Raw genomic sequence first — 22317 nt, 5'->3', positions numbered from 1 at the left:
TTGCAAGTGATCGTCATCACTAATTTACCCGCTTCTGATTAAGCTTGGATTCAGCTAGCGTCAGTAATATGGAGAGTCCGATTCTCTATATGGTGGAATTCCGCGATGGCACAAATCAGCGCTGCGATTAATATTGCAAACCAAGACCTGAACCTGGCCAATGAGCGCCTGGCCGCGGCACAAAGCACCATAGTCCAATTGCAGCAGCAAGTGGCCGAGTTGCGGCGTCAGCTTGAATCGTCGCAGACACGTGCCAGTTCGCTCAGCTGCAACCCACACTCGGTGGCAGAAATCCTTAGTGCCGAAGAAAAAGCCCTGCTAAATAGCCTGCACAGCCAATACGCTTAATCAGTGGTCGCGTCGATTTCTGTGGCTTTGTAAGCGGCTGGTGGCGCTGGCGGTCAGTTGATAGCCGTTGTCGTTACTCTCGCAAGCGGTAAACATCACATCCACTTTAAACGAGTCACCACCCTCTAGGTGCACCACCACAGGTTGCGCTTTGTTCATTTCGGTGAGCTGCTGAATGGCTTCGCTGTCAATACTCTCGTCTTCATAGACACTCATTTCCAGCTTGATACGCTCCATGGTGGAGGCGTGCTGCATGTCGGTTTTGGTGAAGGTGTCTTTTTGCACCACCAATCTTGAGTCTTTGACGTCGGTAAGCAGTCCAAGTGAGTTAGAAAACTCGATGGAGTGAATTGGACGCTTGGCGGTCATGGTTTCAATCAGTTTCATGTCGACCTCTTTATGGTTATCGCGCTCGTTGACGCTTATTGTTGTCGATGGTTATTAACTATATAGGAACAATTGTGCAGATAAAAGGCTATGTTGGAGTTAACATTTGTTGGTTTTTTGGGCTTTTGTTTGGGCTGTCATTCTCGTCAACCCTGTCATTCCCGTCATCCTCAGCTTGACTGGGGATTGACTCCTAGCTGTCATTCCCAACTTGATTGGGAATCTAGCTAGTTGCTGGTGGCGATGTTCTACCGACCACTTGGGTAAAACCTTAAACCGGGCACATGGGTAACAGTTGAGGAGGAGGTAGCAGTTGGCTAGATTCCCTTTTTCAAGGGAATGACAGAGCGGAAGTGCGGGAAGGACAAAGCGGAAGTGTAGGAATGACAGAGCGAGTGGTCGGGAGTGGCGGTTGGCTAGATTCCCGTTTCCACGGGAATGACAAGCGTGGGGGTGGGAATGACAGAGCGGAAGTGCGGGAATGACAGCTTGGCGCTATAAACCTCTGCAATTGTTCTACAATTTGGTGAAATACTCTGTGAGATTTCGCCAAATCAGGGAGCGATGGTCACCATGTCATCTCCGAAACTTCTCGTTATTTTTGCCGTCTTGGCCTTCCTCTCGCTGTTTCCCAATACCATCTCGAGTGCTACCTTCAGCGATCCCGGCTTTGTCGAAGAGGATGTGCTTAGACCCGATGGCAACGGTTGGAACGGTGTGGTGGGTTTGGCGTTTCAAAGCGATGGCAGCCGAATGTTTGCCTGGGAGCGCGGCGGCTTAGTCTGGTTGCTTGATGATTCTGCGCCCTTGAGCACACCACTTCTCGACATCAGCGAAGAGGTGCTGGGTTGGCGCGATCACGGCATGTTGGGTTTCGCCCTCGACCCGCTATTTATCGACAACGGCTATCTCTACCTTTACTACGTAGTTGACCGTCACCATCTGGAAAATTGCATTGAGCCTGTCTCCGGCGTTGGCGCGCCCAGTTGCGGCGTTGACTATGATCCCGCCTACACCGAAGAATCGATTACCGCCACCATCGGCCGCGTCACCCGCTACCAGCTAATAAAACCCGAAGGTGAACTCGATTACGCTAATGCCCGCAGTGTCGATTATCAAAGTCGCACCGTATTGCTTGGCGATGTGCCAGCTGATGGCGTGGCAATTTTGCATCTGTCTCACGGGGTCGGTGATCTTCTGTTCGGCCAAGACGGCAGCTTGATTGTCTCCGCCGGTGATGCCTCTACTTTCACCCAATTAGATTCTGGCAGTATCTCGTCTACCGCTTATCTGCAGGCACTGAGCGAAGGCATACTGACGCCAAGGGAAAACGTCGGTTCTTATCGCTCACAACTGCTCGACACGCTAAATGGCAAGTTGCTTCGCCTTGACCCAGCAACCGGTGACGGTTTACCGAGTAATCCATTCTACCAAGCGCTTGAACCCAGAAGTAAGCGCTCACGTGTGTGGGCTTTGGGCTTGAGAAATCCATTTCGAATCGCGCTGCGTCCCGATTCTGGCAGCCACGACATAAGCGAAGGTAAACCCGGACACATCTACATAGGCGACCCGGGTTGGGAGTCTTGGGAAGAGCTCAATATCTCTAAAACGGGAGGCGAGAATTTCGGTTGGCCTATCTACGAGGGCATGGATTTTCAACCTGAGCATGTGTCCGCTTCGCCGCTAAATCCAGATGCCACAGCGGCCTTTGGTTGTGATGTTAGTTTTGTGGATCTTATCGACGAGCCTGATGCCAACGATGCGCTGCCAGCACTGCCGTGTGGCAGTAGCGATGCCAGCCTATACCCAGTGTTTCGCCATACTCGACCGGCGCTCACCTGGGCGCAAGAGAGCTTAGAAACCCGCTATCCTGCCTTTGATGACACCCTCAATCCCGTAGCGCCTCTCGTGGGTCAGCCAATTCCTGGACTGGGTTCGACACTGGTTCAGGGCAGCTCGTTCATCGGTAACTCGTCAACCGGTGGTACTTGGTATCGCGGCGATGACTTTCCTTCGGCTTACCAGAATAGCTACTTTCACGCCGACTATGGCGCAGGATGGATCCGAAACTTTCAGGTAAATGAGCAAGGTCAACTGACTCAAGTGGCCCCCTTTGCCAGCGATGGTGGCGGTGTTGTACACCTGTCGAGCCATCCCACCCAGGGTGGCCTGTACTACATTAGCTGGGCAAGTTTCATCAAGAAAGTCAGTTACGCCCCGGGTGGTAACCGCTTACCAACTGCGGTGCTTGATGCCACGCCACTGTACGGCCCAAGCCCTTTGTTAGTGGACTTTGATGCCAGCAACTCAAGCGATCCAGAGGAGGGTGCGTTAACCGCCGAGTGGGATTTTGGCGATGGCTCTCCATTGGCCAGCGGTAATCAAGTCAGCCACTCGTTTACCGCCAGCTCTGATGAGCCCGAGGCTGTAACGGTCACTCTTACTGTCACCGACGATGGCACCCCAAGCGCATCGGACACAGCTCAGGTGCTTATCAGCTTAAATAACACTCCACCCAACGTGAGTATAACCAGTCCGGTGGACGGCAGTTTGTACTCAATGCTGTCTAACACCACGGTCGATCTTACCGCCAATATTAGCGACACAGAGCACGATACCAGCGAGCTTAGCTGTGCTTGGCGCACAGTATTACACCACGATAATCACACTCACGAAGACCCCATTGATACTCAGTGCAGCGCTCAGGTGCAGCTCTCGCCGTTGGGCTGCAGTGGCGAAGATTACTACTACCGAGTGGAACTGACGGTCACCGACGGCGCAGGGCTTAGCACTAGGGTCGAAAGTTCAGTATTTCCCAACTGTGCCGAGCTAAATCCACCACAGGCAAACGCAGATTTTGCCAATGTAAACCAGGGCAGCTTTGTCACCTTGAATTTGTTGGGCAACGACGTTTCCAGCGAAGGCTTGAACCTGGCCACATTGAAGTTTGAAAGCCTCCCCGCTGATGGTCAGGTGACCTGGCTGGGCGGCGGCCTAGTGCGCTACAACCACAATGGAGCCTCACGAAGCCAAGATAGCTTTAGTTACAGCGTCAAAGACAGTCGGGGGGTTATCTCAAATACCGGCGCCGTGACCATTAATGTACAGAACATCGGGAGTGTCGAACAAACACTAGCACCCGGCATTACTCCTAATGGCGGCTCGTTTGTGGGCTCGCAGCTAGTTACCTTAAGCGGCAGTGGCGATATTCATTATCGGCTCGATGGTCAGATGCCAACTCAGGATGACCCTCTCTACCAAGGCGCTTTTAGCCTAACCCAATCGGCAACAGTGACCGCCCGCGCCTACGAAGAAGGTAGTGAGCCAAGTGACACCAGCACTGCCAGCTTTACCTTGGTAGCCAATCCGCTACCCACCGCGGGTTTGCTAGGACACTGGCCACTGGATGAGGGCAGTGGCAATAACGTCAATGACGCCTCGGGTAATGCTCGTCACGGACTGCTTAGCGGTGCCGCGTGGGCTAACGGCCGCATTGGTGGCGCGCTTTACTTTGATGGTGGCGGCGGGCTGGTGCAGGTGCCTGACGATATAGATCTTAGGTTTGATACCAATGACAGCTTTAGTTTGTCTGTCTGGGTAAACGCCGAAAACCTCGAAGGTTGGCGCGGGATAGTCACCAAGTCTCGAGACGATTGGCCTTGGTACGGTTTTTGGCTATCCCCGCGAGAGCGCTGGAATTACGGTGGCAATGAAACGCCCGCGATGGCCGCCATAAGTGGTTGGCAACATCTGCTTATGGTGCAAGATGGCGATGCGGGCAGTCGCAGTTTTTATCTCAATGGTGATTTGATTGATTCGGCCAGTGCTCGAGCTGGCAATGGCACAGGAAACCTAGTGTTTGGCGGCACACTGGCAGTATCCGAGCCGTTTGTGGGCTATCTGGACGATATTCGTTTGTATGGCCGCGCTTTAAACAACACCGAAATTCAGCAACTCGCAGGCGCGGCTGATACGCCACAACCGCCCACGGTAAATCCAGATTCCGCCCAAGTGGTACAAGGGCAAAGCGTTGATATTAATGTGCTGGGTAACGACTCAGATCCGCAAGGGTTGGATTTGTCGAGCTTGCGCATCGACAGCGCGCCTGGCGAGGGTGTGATTGAGTCGGTGAATCTGACCACAGGGCTTATTCGCTATCGACACGGTGGCGGTAGTGCCAGCTCGGATAGCTTTACCTATCAAGTGGCCGACAACACAGGTCTACTGTCACTGCCCGCTCAAGTGGACATTAGCATTACGCCGTATTTACCGGCAGATGTGGCCATTACTCAGCCAAGCTTTGGCGCGCGAATTGCCAGTACCAGCGTTAATTTGGCGTGGAGTTTTAGCGGCGATGCGCAGGGCTACGACCACATTCATCTGCAACTCGACTCTCAGAGCATAATCGAGTTATCTGCCGGTACCAGCAATTACACCTTAACCGGATTAAGTGAAGGCAGCCATTCGGCCGTGGTGACCTTGGTCGATGCGGGTAATAACCCAGTCGACAGCGCCCAAGTGAGCTTTGAAGTGGACCTAGCCGCACCGCCGCAAGTGGGCTTGCTCGGCCACTGGCCGTTGGATGAAACCAGCGGCAATCAAGCCAATGATATTTCGGGCAACAATCGTCACGGTAATGTATTCGGGGCTCAGTGGCAGCCGGGCCGCATTGGCGGCGCGCTCTACTTTGATGGCAGCAATGACTGGGTACAAATTAGCGACGATCCAGAGATGCGATTCACCGCCAATGACAACTTTAGCTTAAGCCTATGGGCCAATGCGCAGTCTCTGGTGGGCTGGCGCGGCGTGGTAACAAAATCCCGCGACGACTGGCCATGGTACGGCATCTGGTTATCGCCGCAATCGCGCTGGAATTACGGTGGTGCAAACGTGGCCGCACTGAACGCCAGCAGCGACTGGGTGCATTTGACTCTGGTGCAAGACGGCTCAGCGGGTCAACGCCGTTTCTACATCGATGGTGCTTTAGTAAGTACTGCGGGCGCTCGCGATGGCAACGGCCTTGGTGATTTGGTGTTTGGTGCCGCTCTTGATGTAGACGAGTACTTTGAAGGTTGGCTCGATGACATTCGCTTGTATTCGGTGGCACTGAGCAACGCCGAAGTGGCGGCTTTAGCCACTGCTGCCGATTTGCCACAACCGCCGCAAGTGCAGGGCGACAGCGCCAGTTTAGTGCAGGGAAATACGGTACTGATTGATGTGCTGCTTAATGACTCGGATCCACAAGGGCTTGACGCCACCAGTGTTGAGATAGCCCAGACACCGCAATTTGGCAGCGTGTTATCCATCGATGCGATCACCGGTGCGATTACCTACCAGCACGACGGTTCGATGAACTTCTCCGATAGCTTTAGCTATAAAGTGGCGGATCTCGATGGCAATTTGTCAGCCGAAGCGCTGGTGACTATCAGCATCGAGCAGTATGTACCGCCAACGGTGACTTTAAGCGCCCCCTTGGACGGACAAACCATTGCCAGCAATAGCGTCACCGTGAGTTGGCAAATTAGCGGTGATACCAGCGGCTTTGATCATTTGCACATTACTCTAGATGACAACCCGCATATCACGATTCCGGATGCCTTTAGCCTGAGCTACACCTTGCTGGACGTCAGTGATGGTCCGCATACCCTTAGCGTTCAGTTAGTCAGCGAGAGTCATCAGCCTATTAGTAACCCAGAGGCTTATGACGAGGTCAGCTTTAGTGTGGATAGCAGTGCGCCGGTGATTTTGCCTGTGGTGCAAATCACTCCGGCCGGTGGCGAGTATGTGGCACCGGTATCGGTAGCGCTAAGCGCGCAAGATATGCCTAACGGCTCGGTGATCCGCTACACCTTAGATGGCAGCCCACCGGATGAGCTAAGCGACCAATACACAGGCGAGTTGTTAATAGATGCAGATGCTGAGTTGCGAGCGCGTGTGATCTTGTCTGGACAAGCGCCAGGCCCTGAATCAAGCGCCAACTTTAGCTTTAGTGAAGCACCGGATGAAGGATTAATTGGCTACTGGCCACTGGATGAAACTAGCGGTACCACCGCCAGCGACGCTTCGGGCAATAACCGCGATGGTCAGCTGTTTGGTGGCAGTTGGCGCGCGGGCCGTATCGGTGGTGGCTTGTACTTTGACGGTAACGATAGAGTGCAAGTGAGCGCCGATGGCTCGATGCAGTTTGGCATTGCGGACAGCTTTACCATGAGTGTATGGGCCAATGCCGAGGCTTTGGACGGTTGGCGTGGTGTAGTAACCAAGTCTCGTGATGACTGGCCTTGGTACGGTATCTGGCTCTCTCCGCAAGGCAATTGGAGTTACAGCGGGCGCAATTTGGCGGTGCTAGCGGCTCAAAGCGGTTGGCATCATTTGACCCTGGTGCAAGATGGGGCGGCGGGGTTACGTCACTTCTACTTAAACGGCGAGTTGATTACCAGCTCGGCGGCTTTGGCGGCGGATGGTGAGGGTGATTTAGTGTTTGGCGGCACCTTGGCGGTCTCCGAGCCATTTGTGGGCACGCTAGATGAAATTCGTTTGTATAGCCGGGCACTTGCAGACGATGAAGTGGCGGCGTTGGCCTTGAACCCGGATGCTGGAGGTGGCGGTTCTGGCGGCGGTTCAGGTGGTGGCTCTGGCGGTGGTACTCGAGAGCTACCCAGTGATGCACCGCTAAGTGACGGCGCAGGGCTTTTGGACATGACAGGCTCAGTGGTGACCAGTCAGAGCGAGTGGGATGCGCAATTTGCTAGCGCGTATCCAAGCACCCGGCCGGTGATGGATGTCACCAATGGCAACGATGGCGACCGTTTTGCCTTTGAGGCGTCGGTATGGCTTCGCGCTTATGTGCGGATGAGTGAGACCTACAACGACACCAAATACATGGATTGGGCGGTCGAGCTGATTGACCATATGTTCAATTACACCGACATTGCTCGTGTTGGCCGAGGTGAAATTGCGATGGCCACTGAGGCCTACTGGGTGGCGCCGCGGTTCTACATGAATAACCCAACCGTGCCTGTACCCGGCTGGCGCAACTTTGCTCAAAATGGTGATAGCGACTGGCAATCTCAAATTCTGACCGATGCCCAGGTGCTGTCAGCGGTAATGCACGTGGTCGATAGCATTAAGCGACGTGGGCTTAGCGCGTACGATGAAAAGGCCGATGACTTTGTGGCGCGCGCGATAACCATAATGGATGCCCATAACACCAGCTTCAGTACCACCAAGCGCGATGGCGTGGCGGGCAGCTATTATCAGCCGAACAACAATACCACGAGCGATGATTCGGGGTTGCACAGTCACCCGCTGCCGTTTAACCACACGCTGGCGGCGGGGTACGCACAAATTCTTATCGATAAATATCGCTCTGACGGTGGGAATTATGCCGACAAGGTTGCGGCCATGTGGTGGTTCTTCAGCGATAAGCTAGCGCCTCAAGAGGACGGCAGTTGTCTTTGGAAGTATCGCTTTAACCCAACCTTTGCCGAGTCACGGGAAGAGGACTTAAACCACGGTGAAACTGACATTGGCTTTTTGATGTTGGCCTACGACGAGGGCATAGCTCGCGACAATGAGATGATGAATTGCATCGCGACCAGCTTAACTCAAAACATGTATCTGGACGGCGAATACTCGTTTGCACTGACGGGTGAGGGCGTGGCGTCGAGCTTTGATCAGGTAATGGCGGGTTGGCATTGGCTGGAGTTGCGCCATTTCGATAGCGAGGTGCGTGGGCAGGTATTGAGTGTGATGCAAGCGCGGGAGCAGCCGTTTGCTTGGGCGGGGAGCTATTTGGCTTGGGCTAATTTATTGGCGTTGGCGGAGCCTTGATCTTAGGCTCCGTCATGCGGTGCCGCCTACCTCCGTCATGCCCGCTATCCCCACGCTCGTCATGCCCGCTATCCCCACGCTCGTCATTCCTGCGGCTCCCACGCTTGTCATTCCCTTGAAAAAGGGAATCTAGCGAGTTGCTAGTTAGCGGTTGGGTAGATTCCCGCTTTCGCGAGAATGACGGAAGTGGGGAGCGCGAGAATGACGGAAGTGGGGAGCGCGAGAATAACGAGCAGGTGCCCAAGAGCATGACGTAACCCCAACTAACCGCTAATATAACCCTATGATTCATTTTAATATCAATCAGCTAGAAGCCTTCATCGCCGTTGCCCGCTTTAGCTCCTTCTCTAAAGCTGCAGGTGCCTTAGGCATCAGCCAGGCCGCTGTCTCCACTCGCATCGCCAACCTCGAAATCGACTTTGGTTGCGAGTTGTTTGAGCGCGACCGTCATTCCACTAAGCTCAGCTACGCTGGCGAGAGCCTACTTGATGAAGCGAAATTCATCATCAGTCGCTGCCAGGAGCTGCAAGACTTTGCGATGGCGCTCAGCGAAGAGCAAGAGGCCAGGGTCGTGATCGGCTATTCGCCACTAGCCGATTTACCCAATTCAGTGGAAGTTTCAGAACAAATCGTCGAAGAGTTTCCCTCATTAGAATTTGAGTTATTTGAGCAATCGTCTGTGGCCACCTACGACGACGTGCGCGATGGCAAAATGGACTTTGGTATTGTGAGTTTGCTGAAAGACCAGCTGGTGGGCTTGGAATATCTTGCCATGGGACATCTAGAATTTGATTATGTTTGCCACAAAGACTTCGTGTTGGCGGAGCATGAGCGCCCAAGTAAAGACGAACTCTCCAAACACAGGCAACTGCAATTTAAAGCTTCCCGCGGTGAGCCTGATGTATTGCCTCGCCTTTCACCAAAAGTCACCATGGCCAATACCCTGCAAGGGCTTGCGGAGTATATCGACCTCAAAATGGGCTGGTGCATTTTGCCCAAGCCGGTTTATCAAAAGCGTGTTGATGCTGGAGACTGGGTGGTCTTAGACGTACCTGGGGACAAACTGGAACTTAGGATGCCGGTTGTGATGATTTGGCCCAAGCAGCGAGCGTTAGGGCCGGTAGGCAAGCGCATTGTGGATATTCTTGCGGATAATAGGTTTTAGGTTGTTCGCTTGTGTCATTGCCAGATCTCGCTCGTCATTCTCCCAATTGACTGTCATTCCTAGCTCTCCCCTGTCATTCCCAGCTTGACTGGGAATCTAGCTAACCGCTATTGGCAACTCGATGGATTCCCTCTTTCGAGGGAATGACAAACGGAATTAGGGAAGGCAAGCGGTAGAAGCGAGTGACGATCGGGGGAGGGAAAGCCCCCAAAACACAACAAAGGCCGCTAAATAGCGGCCTTTGCTCGGAGAGTCATCATCAAGTCGAATTAGAACTTGAAGGTAGCACCCAAGTTCACACGCTGGTCAGCATCTAGCTTGATGCCGTTTTTGCCACCGTTGTGACGCAGGTACTGGTATCCTAACTCCATTTCGAAGTTCTTAGCTAGGTTGAATTTGAAACCAGTTTGGCCACCGTATACGAAGTTGTTCTGACGAGCGTCGTTCATCTCTGGCGCTTGGTCGCGAAGCTGAGAACCACCCACGGTACCACCGATGAACCAGTTAACAGACTTAGACTGAGTCAGAGGAACCAAGTAGTCAGCAGAAACCAACAGGCTTCGGCCAGTCATACGGTCGCCGCGCTTACCAACGTTTGAGCCGCGCAAAGTACCGTAAACACGTACTTGGTCGTTGTCGCCCAGGTATTTACCAACGCGAACACCAAACTCAGGACGCTTCTCTTCTTTCAGTGCTCCTTTTTTGAAACCGTCGGTTCCAAAACCAGCTTCAGCACCTACGAACCATTGGTTGTCAGCAGCCATAGCAGGACCAGCAAGTACGGCAGCAGCAGCGATAGCAAGAATTTGCTTTTTCATAATAAACTCCAAAATTAAATCGGTTCAGTAAACTTTGGCTCGCCGCTTTAGTTGGGCGCTCCGTTTGAATTCGAAGCGAAGTTTACCGGCTTCTGAAATTTCTCAAATTTCATGGTGATAAAATTTGTTTATGCTGAGGTTGGCGTGATTTGTAGAAAAGTAGGAATCTAAATTCCGCACGATTTTTTATTTTAATATTTAAAACATGCGTTTATGGGTTTTCTAAAAGTTTTGGCCTTCACGGGATTAGTGTTGATTGTGCAAATTTTAAGCAAGGATAAAAAAGTGCTTAATTGCTTTTAGTTATCCTGAGTAAGGGTTTGTTCAGCTTGGTTTGGCCTATATTTGGCGTCTTTTGGAAGTTATCAAGCGCGATAACCAAGGTACAAATTCTCAAATCCAGCTCTCAAATCCAGCTCTCAAGTCCAGCGCTCGAATTTCAGATGAAGCCAGGCAAGGGGCTAGAACTTGAAACTGGCCACGAGCTGCAATCGCTGATCGGCGTCGAGCTTTATGCCGTTCCTGTCTCCTGTGTAACGCAAATACTGGTATCCGCCCTCAAACTCGAAGTAGCGCGAATAATTGAACTTGAACCCAGTCTGCCCACCGAACACGAAGTGACTGTCGTATACTTTCGCGCTTTTTCCGCCACCAAGGGGGACATCCTCGCTCAACCGAGAACCACCCAAAGTCGGCCCAACAAACCACTCCACTGCACCGGTATCCGTCACCGAGGTTAGATAGTCGGCTGAGAACAGAAAGGCAGCCCCTTCAAGTCGTTGGCCCTGCTTACCGGTCGAAGCACTGCGCAGCGTCATGTAGGTGCGGCCCTGGTCGAGGTCGCCAAAGTACTTGCCGATACGCGTACCCACCTCAAGCCGACGATCTTTGCTAGTCGCATTGCTCTTAAAAGCGTCGGTGGACATGCCAAGCTCTAAGCCCACTGTCCAGGAGTTTTGAGCGGCGTTAAGACTAGGAATAAGAAGAAGTAGAGCGAGTGTGCTGATTTTTTTCATGGGCTTATCAGTTTGTTTTAAGACTTATTGTTTTAACTCAAGTCTAGTAAAACAAGATCAAAGCGTTTGTTTGAGGAGGGGGCTAATAAGAAAAAGCCGCTTAGCAAAGGCTAAACGGCTGTTTGGGTATTAGATGCTATCAAGCTTAGAACTTGAAGGTAGCAGCTAGGTTTACACGCTGGTCAGCGTCTAGCTTGATACCGTTCTTGCCACCGTTGTGACGCAGGTACTGGTAGCCTAGCTCCATTTCGAAGTGCTTAGCTAGGTTAAATTTGAAACCAGTTTGGCCACCGTAAACGAAGTTGTTTTGACGCTCGCGAACTGTGGTGCTCTGAAGTTCTGGCGCAATAACGTTGTCGTTGTTCAACTGAGAACCACCAAGAGTACCACCGATGAACCAGTTAACAGACTTAGACTGAGTCAGAGGAACCAAGTAGTCTGCAGAAACCAACAGGCTGCGACCAGTCATGCGATCGCCTTTCTTACCAAGGTTAGAACCGCGGTAGGTGGCGTATACACGGGCTTTGTCGTCAGCGAAGTATTTACCAACGCGAACACCGAACTCAGGACGCTTCTCTTCTTTCAGCGCACCTTTTTTGAAACCGTCAGTGCTAAAACCACCTTCGGCACCCAGGAACCACTGGTTCTCAGCAGCCATAACAGGACCAGCTAGTACAGAAGCGGCTACAACAGCAAGAATTTGCTTTTTCATAATAAACTCCAAAGTAATCAATTTAAGTGAACTTTGAAGCACCGAACTAATAGGCGCTTCGTTTGAACTCGAGGCGTAGTTTACGGATTGCTGAAGTAACTCAAATTTAACGGTGATAAGTTCTGTTGATGAGGGGTTTTGGAGTGGAAATAGCGTTCGGATCTATGGTTCCTTTAATGATTTGTTTAAGCCTCTGTTTTTATTTGATCTTTGATTTCTATGGTCAATTGCATAGTTGGCCGGAAATATAGGTGAATAAAAAACAAACAAAATTAAAAAGAATTTTAATAAGGGATTTTTATGCGTGCCTCTGGCTGGTTCAGCTTGGTTTTTGGTCGGTGGAGCTCGGTTAATTCTTGTTTCCCACGCCACTCCCGTACTCCGGCTGTCACTCTCACGTTGCTGCTGCCATTCCCGCTCTCTCGCTGTCATTCTCGTTATCTCGCTGTCATTCTCGTTCTCTCGCTGTCATTCTGCGCTCCTGCAGTCATTCCCGCGGAAGCGGGAATCCACCCAACCGCTGCACTGCCTGACCGACCACATAGGTAACACCTTAAACCGGCCACATAGGTAACACCTTAAACCGGTCACATGGGTAACAATTTAGGGAAGTGCAGTAACTGGCTAGATTCCCTTTTTCAAGGGAATGACGCGGGGTTCAAGGGAATGACGCGGGGTTCAAGGGAATGACGCGGGGTTCAAGGGAATGACGCGGGGTTCGAGGGAATGACGCGGGGTTCGAGGGAATGACGCGGGGTTCGAGGGAATGACGCGAAGTTCATGGCGATTACGCGGGGTTCAAGGGGATGACGCGGAGTTCATGGCAATTACGAGGGGTTCAAGGGGATGACGCGGAGTACATGAGAGTTGCGGCAAGAAAGAGAAGACATCAAAATAACCAACTCCAAAAACAACAAAGGCCGAAATGCATAGCATTCCGGCCTTCGCCTCAAGAACTAAGCTCAGCTTAGAACTTGAAAGTAGCAGCTAGGTTTACACGCTGGTCAGCGTCTAGCTTGATACCGTTCTTGCCACCGTTGTGACGCAGGTACTGGTAGCCTAGCTCCATTTCGAAGTGCTTAGCTAGGTTAAATTTGAAACCAGTTTGGCCACCGTAAACGAAGTTGTTTTGACGCTCGCGAACTGTGGTGCTCTGAAGTTCTGGCGCAATAACGTTGTCGTTGTTCAACTGAGAACCACCAACAGTACCACCGATGAACCAGTTAACAGACTTAGACTGAGTCAGAGGAACTAGGTAGTCAGCAGAAACCAACAAGTCACGAGCGGTCATGCGATCGCCACGCTTGCCAAGGTTAGAACCACGGTAAGTAGCGTAAACACGAGCTTTGTCGTCTGCGAAGTATTTACCAACGCGAACGCCAAACTCAGGACGTTTCTCTTCTTTCAACGCGCCTTTTTTAAAGCCGTTAGTGTCGAAGCCACCTTCAGCACCAACAAACCATTGGTTGTCAGCAGCCATTGCAGGAGCGGCTAGTACAGATGCAGTCAAAACAGCAAGCAGTTGCTTTTTCATGTTTATCTCCGAAAAATCAGTTTTCAATTACAAATCAATAATTAAAAGAGCAGCCGCTTCAGGGGCGCTCCGTTTCAGTTCGAAGCGAAGTTTACGGACTTAGAAACAATTGGAAATTTCACGGTGATAGATTTTGTTTATAAGAAAGCTGAACGAGCTTTTTATATTCTGTGGGTGTTGTTTTTCTTGGTTTTAGCAATTAATTAAATATAAACAGATGGTTAGATGGGTTAATTGAATGGCTAAGTCTTGTTCAGGTTTGACCAGCATTGAACTTGGTTGGCTGGAATTTACGCGGAAACTTATTGATTTAGTTAATCGTGGTTAAGGGTTTGTTCAGTTAAAAATGGGTTTTGGGGAGGATGACAGCGCGTCATCCTTGCCAAAAGACGTCTTCCTCACGACAAAACGTCATCCTCGAGGCAAAACGCCATCCTCGCGAAAAACGTCATCCTCGCGAATGCGGGGATCCACCCAACAGCAAAGTCGCAATGTTTTACTGCTAACAAGGGGAATGCTGTAAACCGGCCACATAGGGGACACCTTGAACCGGGCACATGGGTAACAGTTGAGCAGGAATGTAGCAGTTGGCTAGATTCCCTTTTTCAAGGGAATGACAAACGTGGGTGTGGGAATGACAAGCGCGGAACAAGGGAATGACAAGCGTGGGAGCAGCAGTTGGGTAGATTCCCAATCAAGTTGGGAATGACACGTGTGGAGGTTGGGAATGACAAGCGTGGGGGTAGGGAATCACTGGTTTACAGAGTTGCCATTCCCGCTTTGCCATACCAATAGCCGTTGCAATCGTTGGCGCCCAACGCCAGATTTTGCTCTTCAATAATCGCTTGCTGCATCTGAGCGACTTTTTCTGGAACCAAGGCCTGGTTGGGCGATATCGCCAATGAGTCTGCGCCCAGAGCAACAAGCGAGGGAATATCTGCAAACAGATTCTGATTGTGGGCGGATTGAGTCTGAATGCCGTTTAAGCGCAGCAGCGGCTGGCCATCTTGAGTTTGGCAAAGCTTGCCATTGCTGTCTTTTTGGCAAATGGTGTTGCAGCTGTCTTTGGTTAAACGCGCTTGGCGGGCGGTAAAGCATCGGGCCGAGTAGGCCAGTGGCAAGTAGCCCCAGGCGTGAACTTGCAGTTCGAACTGATCGCGTATGCCGGCTTCTTCTGCTTGGCGCATCAGTACTACTAGCTCTTCTTGAGCAAGCTCAACCGGTGGTTGGTAGCTGACCATACCCCAGTCGACCAATTGTTTAAGGCTGGCTAGGTTGTAGCAATTAATCGCGCAGCCTACGTGGAACTTAAGCCCTTGCTCGCGAAATAGTGCAGCGCTGCCTAGATCGTTGGCTTGTAGTTCAAGCTCTAATCCTTGTTGCTGACTCAATTGGGCTAGCTCTTCGACTAAGCCGAAGTCTTTGTCAGACTCGATAAGGGCTAGGGAGGTGAGAACAACGCGCTTACCTTGGTCGGTTAGCATCTTGGCTAACTGGAGGTAATCGACGTTTTTCATCAAGCGACGACGACGGCACACCTGCTCACCAATATAGAAAGTGGCGATGTCGGTGTTGGCCATGGCTTGGTAGAAGTCCATGACTTTGGTTTTAGACCAACAATAGATAAGTGGTGCTAGTGCTAGTTTCATGTTGTTCCTGTTTGTTTTTGGTCTTGTCGTCGTTATTTACCGTCTGCCGAACGCCAACTCCGTCATTCCCAACGTCTGAGCTTGTCATTCCCAACTTGATTGGGAATCTACCTAATTGCCGATTAGCGGTTAGCTAGATTCCCGCTTTCGCGGGAATGACGAGCGTGGGGCTCGGCTATGACAAGTGTGGGATGTAGACATGACAATAGCCGTGTCTACTGCCAACTCCGCTGATACGGCCCCAATGTTGCCGTTTGTCCCTCTGACAATCGAGTCAGTACCTGATTCCATTGCGGCTGTTCGCTAAACCCGTTCGGGTTAGCCAACAGCTGATCCAACGCCTGGCGCCAAACCCTTGTTACCTGCTCGACATAAGCTGGGCTGCGTTGGCGTCCTTCAATCTTAACCGCTGAAACGCCAGCGGCATATAGTTCCGGTAGTAAACTTAAGGTGTTTAAGCTGGTGGGCGACTCTAGAGTGTGATCCACTTCATCGTCACACTCATAACGGCCTTTACACACCACAGGATAACCCGACGCCATTCCGGCTTCGTTACGGTCTAACAACACCCCGTTTAAATGAGTCTCGCGAGTACCATTGTTCTCTGACCAACGCACATGCTGGCTTGGAGAACAGGCGCCACCGGTATTCGGTGATTGACCGGTCACATAGGAAGACAAGTGGCAGCGGCCCTCAGACATAATGCAAAGGCTACCGTAGGCGAACACCTCAAGCTCCATCGGGCTTTTTTGTGCTAAGCGCGAGACTTGTTTGATATCCAACACTCTCGGTAACACGGCGCGAGTGACACCGAAGTCCTTCTTATACATCTCAAGCGCAGCGACCGTGGTGGCAGACGCCTGTACCGACAAATGCAATTCAATGTGTGGATGGGTCTCTTTGGCGTATTGCAGCAAACCAAGGTCAGCCATGATAAGCGCATCGACTCGAGCGTCAACCGCTAAATCGATGGCCTGATGCCAACGACTCTCTTGCCCTGGCGAGGGAAAGGTATTAATTGCTACATAGAGTTTACGACCGGCACTTTTAGCCGCCTGCGCCGCTTGAGCAAGACGTTTGGGCGTAAAGTTAAGACCAGCGAAATGTCTGGCGTTGGTGTCGTCTTTGAGACCGATATAAATGGCATCGGCACCGGCGTTAACTGCGGCGTTAAGGGATGCCATGTTGCCCGCGGGGCAAAGTAATTCCATACCCTAGTAATTGTCCTGATATTGGATAGTTATTTTTTGCTTACTGTTCTAAATCATTGGCGCGCAAAAAAAGGCAGCACAAACTGATGCGACGCGCTGGATTCCTCGATAATAGCTGTCAGTGGTTGGGCAGACTATGATGCAGCGCAAGTTTTGCGGGCGTAGCCAGAGTTACAATGATCGGCTAATCGAAAAGAACACAGTGTACTGCCTTTTAGGAATTTCCATGAACCTGCCTTTATCTCCTGAAACCCAAATCAAACTTGCCAAACAAGCGGTCAGCGCTATTCCTAAGATCGCTAAACCGTCACTAAAATTAGTGCCGTTTCACTTTCAGGCTAAGCTTATCGAGTCGCTACTAGCTATGGTGTTGCGCGATGCGATTGATAACGACGAGCTGGAGTTTTTAGAAGGCAATTGGGTGGGGATTGAGATCACCGACTTGGAGCTTCGTTTCGCGGTGAGTTTTGACGGGCAGGGTTTCGTGGTGAGTGAGCATGCCGATTGCCAGGTGCAATTTAGCGCCGATGGTCAGTCATTGGTGTTGATTGCGGCAATGCAAGAAGACCCGGATACTTTGTTTTTCCAGCGTAAGCTGAATATTGAGGGAGACACTGAGTTGGGGTTGGAAGTGAAGAACTTGCTGATGCAGGTGGACTTTGCGGCTATGCCTGTGGCGGTACGCCATGGGATAGGGCAGTTGGCTGAGTTGATTAAGGCGGCGAGTTAGGTTTTAACTGTGTCATTCCCGCGAAAGCGGGAATCCATCCAAAAGCTACTCCCGTCATTCCCGAATCCACGCTCGTCATTCCCAACAGCAAATTAGCCATTAGCTAGGTTCCCGTTTTCACGGGAACGACAAAGCTTTACCCCTTCTTCGCCTCCTGAATCAAAACAAACTTCTCCATCAGCTGCTCTTGCGTCTCTTTGTGCTCCGGATCCACCTCAATACAATCAATCGGGCACACGCTCACACAGGTTGGGTTGTCATAATGGCCTACACACTCAGTGCACAGATTAGGGTCAATCTCGTATACCTCTTCGCCCATGCTAATAGCCATGTTGGGACACTCAGGGTCACACATGTCGCAGTTGATACAAGAATCTAGAATGATTAGCGCCATAGATAAGTCTTTCGATACAGCCGTGTTGGCGGTGAAACATAAGCCAAAGTATACCAGCGGTGAGATGGTAGAGCAGCAAATACCAACTATCCTCATAGTCACCGTCAAAATTGTGACAATTAATACGGTTTAATTGATTTGAACTATAGTGCCGTCACAAATTTTACCGCTTGTTTACATGAGTCCTTAAAGGAAAACTTTAATTACCTGTAATTAATAGAATAAATATTCGCACTAGACTCTAGCTGTAATGGTGTTTATGCAATCGTTAATCACCAAAGCTGCATAGATGGCTCACAAGCTGTGACTGTAGCGTCAATTTTTCGATTGTATTTAAGTACTCGGATTCTTAAAATACTCCACAAGCTTAAGGTTGAGGCCAAAAAGTCACCACACTATGGATGATTGCCTCAATCTGACAGGGATAGGTCAGTAAGCGCAGTACGCAATAATTCGATAACAATGCCCTGCTATGGTCTTGCACCGTGTCAGGGCATTGTTGTGTTTGAGCACCGTTAACAACTTGTTTTGAGCAGTTTGCGGAACTAAAGGCCCTAGATACAGCGAGTGTAATTTTACACACATCAAATTGCGGTATAGCTCGCTATGCTGCGACCAGATTTGGATTAAGTTCCAAGGGCGGAAGCGTGCCAAAAGAGGTATTTATTAGATTTCTCTCGTTGGCTTGCTACCGGATTTACAAGCGACGGGCGTCAAGACATGTAGAGCGTAAAAGCTATGCACTGTTTTGTCGCTAGATACAGTTTAGTAATTGTCGTCACTCTATAGGGCTTATGATTACCACTATTTTGAAGGCCTTGTTCTTATTTTAAACTCTTCTGAAATATAAAAGTGATAGATGTTAAGAACAGAATTTATCAAGTATAATTAGGTGCCTTACAAAATGTTTCGAATTAGTAGAAATCGCATATTTCTAATAAAAAGTAATAATTTGGACAAAATTTTAATTGAACTTTCCCTAGGATAGAGTTGTTCAACGCTTTCTATGTTGGGCTTTCTTAATTTTTAAAGTTTACAACTAAAAACGATGTTTGCGTGCTATATTTTTGCCGCTCATACCTATTCTTTAGAGTTATTAGCTAGCTTAATTATTTACAGTTAAAGTTTTTAACTGATAATTTTAAATTCAATCAAAGAGATTTTAACGATGGAAAAAATCGGTATATTAACCTACCATGCATCCCATAATATGGGATCAATGTTACAGACCTATGCGATGCAGTACATTCTTTCAAACCATTTTAAAATGGAAGTGGAAGTTGTAAATTATTCTAGTAAAGGGCAACAGAATATGTATTCTATGTTTCCCTCTTACAAAGGATGGAAGGGCTTAGCAAGACTAATTATTAATGCAGTCTCGTTTCCTGTGTTGAAGAGTAGGTATAATGATTATGAACTGTTTATAAACGACGCGTTCAATCTGAGTGGAGAAAAGTTTGACACGTTAGTTGAACTTGAAAAAGTCTGCGCTAAATATGATTTCTTGGTTGTCGGTAGCGACCAGATATGGAATGTAAATTGTGAGGATTTCACTGACGCTTATTTTCTGCCTTTCTCTACAAGTGCGTCAAAGATTGCATACGCACCAAGTCTCGGAGGGAGGAATCTGTTAAATTCTGGTCTTAACTTAGAGAAGTACAAAAACTATATTAAAGATTTTACAGGCTTATCAGTGAGGGAGGTAAATGGTAAAGCTTGGCTAGAGAAGTTAAGTAATGAGCATTTTGAGATTGTAGCCGATCCTACAATACTAGTTGAGACTTCTGTATGGGATTCTCTAGCCAAACCTCGACTTTATGAAGAAGATTATATATTTTTCTATGGGGTGCCATTTTCACCAGATACGTATGACATCGTCATGGAAATATCAAAAGAGCTAGGTATGTCCGTGGTAATGTTGGATGCAAAACAGTATGTATATAGAGGTAACTTCCTTAAAGGGATTAAATTGTCTAGAAATAGCTCGCCATCTGATTATTTATCATTAATTAAGCATTCTAGTTTAGTTATAACTACATCATTCCATGGCTCTATTTTTTCAACTGTTTTTAGAAAAAACTTTTGGGCTATTACATTCAAAGGAACGAATAAAGACGACGATCGGATTAGAGTGCTTTTTGACCAATTGAACATGTCAGAACGTTTAATATATATTGAAGAGCACAAACAACACGATTTACTTGAACCGGTAAATTATGATGGTTTTGATGAGCTTATGAATGATTTCAGGAGACCTGCAATGAAATACCTAGCCAATTCACTGCCTGGTATAAAGAACAAGGACATCTAAGATTATGTTGTTCTCGGTTGTCGTCCCCGCTTTCAACGCAGAACGCAGTATCTATAAGTGCCTCAATAGCATACTTAACCAGGCCTTTTACTCTTTTGAAGTAATAGTTGTTGATGATGGTTCTACAGATAATACTAAAAATATTATATCTGAGATTAAAGCTAAAAATAAGAATCTGATTTATCTATATCAAGAAAATAGGGGAGTGTCTGCGGCTAGAAACTTAGGTTTAGAGACCTGTAAAGGAGAGTATGTCGTATTTTTAGACTCTGATGACTATGTATTAGACAACTATCTATCAGAACTGGCCGAATTCATAGAGAGAACTGGATATCCAGAGGGTATTTTGCTTGGCCATTGGAGGAGTTCCAATAATAAAAGAAGAGAAGTAAAACCTTATCACCTCAATGGTAGGGAGACACATGAAGAAAAGGAGGCATTATTGTTTAAAGGGTTAATCAACAACTGCCCTTGGGATAAAGTTTTTAAGAGAGAACTTTTCTTATTGGAAAACATTTGGTTTATGGATGGCATTACTGTAGGGGAAGATGCTCTTGTAACTCATGCATTACTCCTAAATAGTAAAAGTATGCAGTCTTTTGATAAATCGTTCGTAGTATATGTTGATAACGCATACGCAGTAACTAAATCAGTGGTTAAGGAAAAGCAATTAATCGACATAGTCGAAGTTCTAAATATATTGTCTTCCAATTGCAAGGATGTAAATAGAGAGTATTTTGAATTATTTTTAATTAATAGCTCTCTTCATTATGTTAAGAATTATCCAAATCGAGATAGCGTTTATCTTTCGAGGCTAAAAAGATTACTTGAAGGATCAATTCATAGGGTAAGGTTATCTCTGAAGTGGAGAGTTAAAGACATACTTAAAGTATTCGTTTTGAAAGTCAATAACACTCTTAATTTAAGAGGCAAGGATTAGGATTTTGTTGAATATATTAATACCCACAATTTTTGTTGCCTTGCTATTCTGCCTAGCTTTGTCAGGGCGCCCTAGATTTACTTTGAGTAGTTTTGTTGTTTTTTGTTGGTTACTAATATTAATTTGTTCTATTGGGCTATATAAAGTTGATGAGAAGTACCTAGAGATTAATCAATATATCTATTGGGGCTCACTTTACTTTTCGCTTTTAGCTGTCATTCACTTAATACCATTTTCAATATCTAAGGAACGGAAGGTTGATTGTATCCTCCTACCTAAACTGAGATATCTCAACTTAGTAGCATACCTACTGGTGGTGGCTTCTTTTATTAGTATCTTTTACTTTCTAAGTGTCTGCGTTTCTGTCTTCACATCTCCAGATTTAGACATGTTTAGACATTTGTTAACAACCGAAGGTCATCCTTTTATCGAGCCAGGATTACTAAATACCGTATCTAGTGCAGTGGCAATAGTCTATCTGGTTCCTTTGTTGCTGTCGTTTATATATTTCTCATTGAACCGGCGTAGAGTGCTATCGTATCTCTTATTAATCTCATCATTGAGTTACCCTGTTTACGTTTTCGCTTACTTTGGCCGGGATGGTGTATTGTTCTGGATCTTGAGTTTTATCTCTGTGTATCTTTTGCTAGGCAATTACCTTCAGCGTGAAGAAGTATACAGAATTAGAAGGCTTGCAATGGTACTTGGATTTGCAGGTATGTTTTTGTTTGCGGTTATAACATTCTTTAGATTTGGGGATATTAACGAGTCGCTGCAAGCCATCTTATCTTATGGCGGACAACAGTTTTTAAACTTTATTATTTACTTTGATCTGCAAATAACACACACCCTTGGAGCGAGAACATTCACACTATTTCATGATATTTATTTCTCTACAGACTATTTCAATACTTTGGAAATGCTAAAACAGGAACTCGCTTATCAAAATAGAGAGTACATGTCTTGGGAATGGGGTACTTACTTTAAGGATTTCTACACTGATTACGGGGCTTTCGGTGCGTTGACCTTTATTTTCTCTTATAGCGTATATATTTGTCTTAATTTCAGCAAGCTTCACAAAAAAACTAATTTGTTGGATATACTATTTTACTTAGGAGTGTGTCAATTCGCTCTTCAGGGTATATTTTATTTTAAGTACTATATATATGTCGGCAATATCTACGTCTTTTTAATTCTCAGTCTTCCTTTGATGTCTAGATTATTTAAAAGTAAATTTACCCTTAGAATAGAGAAGAAGTGGTAACTTAG

At 48.2% G+C, this 22317-nt stretch carries 15 protein-coding genes; 7 read left to right on the top strand and 8 right to left on the bottom strand.

All coding sequences use genetic code 11. The features are described 5' to 3' along the window. Window positions 1-105: 105 nt before the first annotated feature. Window positions 106-348, top strand: coding sequence for a hypothetical protein (locus CLC93_RS01100; RefSeq protein ID WP_095504096.1), 243 nt, complete (start codon window positions 106-108; stop codon window positions 346-348). On the opposite strand, the gene CLC93_RS01095 is transcribed toward CLC93_RS01100, so the two are convergent. After that, window positions 349-735, bottom strand: coding sequence for a hypothetical protein (locus CLC93_RS01095; protein ID WP_095504095.1), 387 nt, complete (start codon window positions 733-735; stop codon window positions 349-351). A gap of 573 nt (window positions 736-1308) precedes the next feature. Here CLC93_RS01095 and CLC93_RS01090 point away from each other — a divergent pair. After that, a complete protein-coding gene (locus tag CLC93_RS01090) occupies window positions 1309-8568 on the top strand; it encodes a LamG-like jellyroll fold domain-containing protein (protein WP_169902745.1) in 7260 nt (2419 codons plus the stop codon). A gap of 283 nt (window positions 8569-8851) precedes the next feature. After that, window positions 8852-9733: a LysR family transcriptional regulator gene (locus CLC93_RS01085; RefSeq protein WP_095504093.1), complete on the top strand. Its 882-nt coding sequence runs from the start codon at window positions 8852-8854 to the stop codon at window positions 9731-9733. A 269-nt stretch (window positions 9734-10002) separates the two neighbouring features. On the opposite strand, the gene CLC93_RS01080 is transcribed toward CLC93_RS01085, so the two are convergent. The 6 genes from CLC93_RS01080 to ubiU all read right to left on the bottom strand — a co-directional run bounded on the left by CLC93_RS01080 (window position 10003) and on the right by ubiU (window position 16673). After that, window positions 10003-10551, bottom strand: a complete 549-nt coding sequence (locus tag CLC93_RS01080) for an outer membrane beta-barrel protein (protein ID WP_095504092.1) — start codon at window positions 10549-10551, stop codon at window positions 10003-10005. A 461-nt stretch (window positions 10552-11012) separates the two neighbouring features. Further along, window positions 11013-11567, bottom strand: a complete 555-nt coding sequence (locus CLC93_RS01075; RefSeq protein ID WP_095504091.1) for an outer membrane beta-barrel protein — start codon at window positions 11565-11567, stop codon at window positions 11013-11015. A 145-nt stretch (window positions 11568-11712) separates the two neighbouring features. Beyond that, complete coding sequence (locus CLC93_RS01070; RefSeq protein ID WP_095504090.1) at window positions 11713-12279, bottom strand: outer membrane beta-barrel protein; 567 nt, start codon at window positions 12277-12279, stop codon at window positions 11713-11715. Window positions 12280-13246: 967 nt separating this feature from the next. Further along, on the bottom strand, window positions 13247-13813 hold the full coding sequence (locus CLC93_RS01065) for an outer membrane beta-barrel protein (RefSeq protein WP_095504089.1): 567 nt from the start codon (window positions 13811-13813) through the stop codon (window positions 13247-13249). 758 nt (window positions 13814-14571) lie between these two features. Next, window positions 14572-15462 carry a U32 family peptidase gene (locus tag CLC93_RS01060; protein ID WP_095504088.1) on the bottom strand — a complete coding sequence of 297 codons (891 nt, stop codon included), beginning with the start codon at window positions 15460-15462 and terminating at the stop codon, window positions 14572-14574. Between the two features lie 215 nt (window positions 15463-15677). After that, window positions 15678-16673: a ubiquinone anaerobic biosynthesis protein UbiU gene (ubiU, locus tag CLC93_RS01055; RefSeq protein WP_095504087.1), complete on the bottom strand. Its 996-nt coding sequence runs from the start codon at window positions 16671-16673 to the stop codon at window positions 15678-15680. Between the two features lie 226 nt (window positions 16674-16899). Here ubiU and ubiT point away from each other — a divergent pair, with 226 nt between their 5' ends. After that, window positions 16900-17403, top strand: coding sequence for a ubiquinone anaerobic biosynthesis accessory factor UbiT (ubiT, locus tag CLC93_RS01050; RefSeq protein WP_095504086.1), 504 nt, complete (start codon window positions 16900-16902; stop codon window positions 17401-17403). A 136-nt stretch (window positions 17404-17539) separates the two neighbouring features. On the opposite strand, the gene CLC93_RS01045 is transcribed toward ubiT, so the two are convergent. Then, entirely contained in the window at window positions 17540-17797 is a 258-nt protein-coding gene (locus tag CLC93_RS01045; protein WP_095504085.1) for a YfhL family 4Fe-4S dicluster ferredoxin, read from the bottom strand. 1168 nt (window positions 17798-18965) lie between these two features. On the opposite strand from CLC93_RS01045, the gene CLC93_RS01040 reads away from it, so the two are divergent. Genes CLC93_RS01040 through CLC93_RS01030 form a run of 3 tightly spaced genes read left to right on the top strand, consistent with a single transcriptional unit; the run spans window position 18966 to window position 22312 of the window. Further along, complete coding sequence (locus CLC93_RS01040) at window positions 18966-20108, top strand: polysaccharide pyruvyl transferase family protein (protein WP_095504084.1); 1143 nt, start codon at window positions 18966-18968, stop codon at window positions 20106-20108. A gap of 4 nt (window positions 20109-20112) precedes the next feature. Continuing rightward, window positions 20113-21048: a glycosyltransferase family 2 protein gene (locus CLC93_RS01035; protein WP_095504083.1), complete on the top strand. Its 936-nt coding sequence runs from the start codon at window positions 20113-20115 to the stop codon at window positions 21046-21048. A 4-nt stretch (window positions 21049-21052) separates the two neighbouring features. Next, window positions 21053-22312, top strand: a complete 1260-nt coding sequence (locus tag CLC93_RS01030) for an oligosaccharide repeat unit polymerase (RefSeq protein WP_169902744.1) — start codon at window positions 21053-21055, stop codon at window positions 22310-22312. Window positions 22313-22317 lie beyond the last annotated feature (5 nt).

Source organism: Paraferrimonas sedimenticola (assembly GCF_002282855.1).
GTDB lineage: Bacteria > Pseudomonadota > Gammaproteobacteria > Enterobacterales > Shewanellaceae > Paraferrimonas > Paraferrimonas sedimenticola.
Note: the sequence above shows the minus strand (reverse complement) of the source record. Positions and strands in the feature narration are given on the sequence as shown.

Coding starts and splice junctions, on each gene's coding strand:
- CLC93_RS01065 (WP_095504089.1), bottom strand. CDS start 13,813: ATGAAAAAGCAACTGCTTGCTGTTTTGACTGCATCTGTACTAGCCGCT.
- CLC93_RS01100 (WP_095504096.1), top strand. CDS start 106: ATGGCACAAATCAGCGCTGCGATTAATATTGCAAACCAAGACCTGAAC.
- ubiU (WP_095504087.1), bottom strand. CDS start 16,673: ATGGAATTACTTTGCCCCGCGGGCAACATGGCATCCCTTAACGCCGCA.
- CLC93_RS01075 (WP_095504091.1), bottom strand. CDS start 11,567: ATGAAAAAAATCAGCACACTCGCTCTACTTCTTCTTATTCCTAGTCTT.
- CLC93_RS01085 (WP_095504093.1), top strand. CDS start 8,852: ATGATTCATTTTAATATCAATCAGCTAGAAGCCTTCATCGCCGTTGCC.
- CLC93_RS01090 (WP_169902745.1), top strand. CDS start 1,309: ATGTCATCTCCGAAACTTCTCGTTATTTTTGCCGTCTTGGCCTTCCTC.
- CLC93_RS01095 (WP_095504095.1), bottom strand. CDS start 735: ATGAAACTGATTGAAACCATGACCGCCAAGCGTCCAATTCACTCCATC.
- CLC93_RS01060 (WP_095504088.1), bottom strand. CDS start 15,462: ATGAAACTAGCACTAGCACCACTTATCTATTGTTGGTCTAAAACCAAA.
- CLC93_RS01035 (WP_095504083.1), top strand. CDS start 20,113: ATGTTGTTCTCGGTTGTCGTCCCCGCTTTCAACGCAGAACGCAGTATC.
- CLC93_RS01045 (WP_095504085.1), bottom strand. CDS start 17,797: ATGGCGCTAATCATTCTAGATTCTTGTATCAACTGCGACATGTGTGAC.
- CLC93_RS01040 (WP_095504084.1), top strand. CDS start 18,966: ATGGAAAAAATCGGTATATTAACCTACCATGCATCCCATAATATGGGA.
- CLC93_RS01070 (WP_095504090.1), bottom strand. CDS start 12,279: ATGAAAAAGCAAATTCTTGCTGTTGTAGCCGCTTCTGTACTAGCTGGT.
- CLC93_RS01080 (WP_095504092.1), bottom strand. CDS start 10,551: ATGAAAAAGCAAATTCTTGCTATCGCTGCTGCTGCCGTACTTGCTGGT.
- ubiT (WP_095504086.1), top strand. CDS start 16,900: ATGAACCTGCCTTTATCTCCTGAAACCCAAATCAAACTTGCCAAACAA.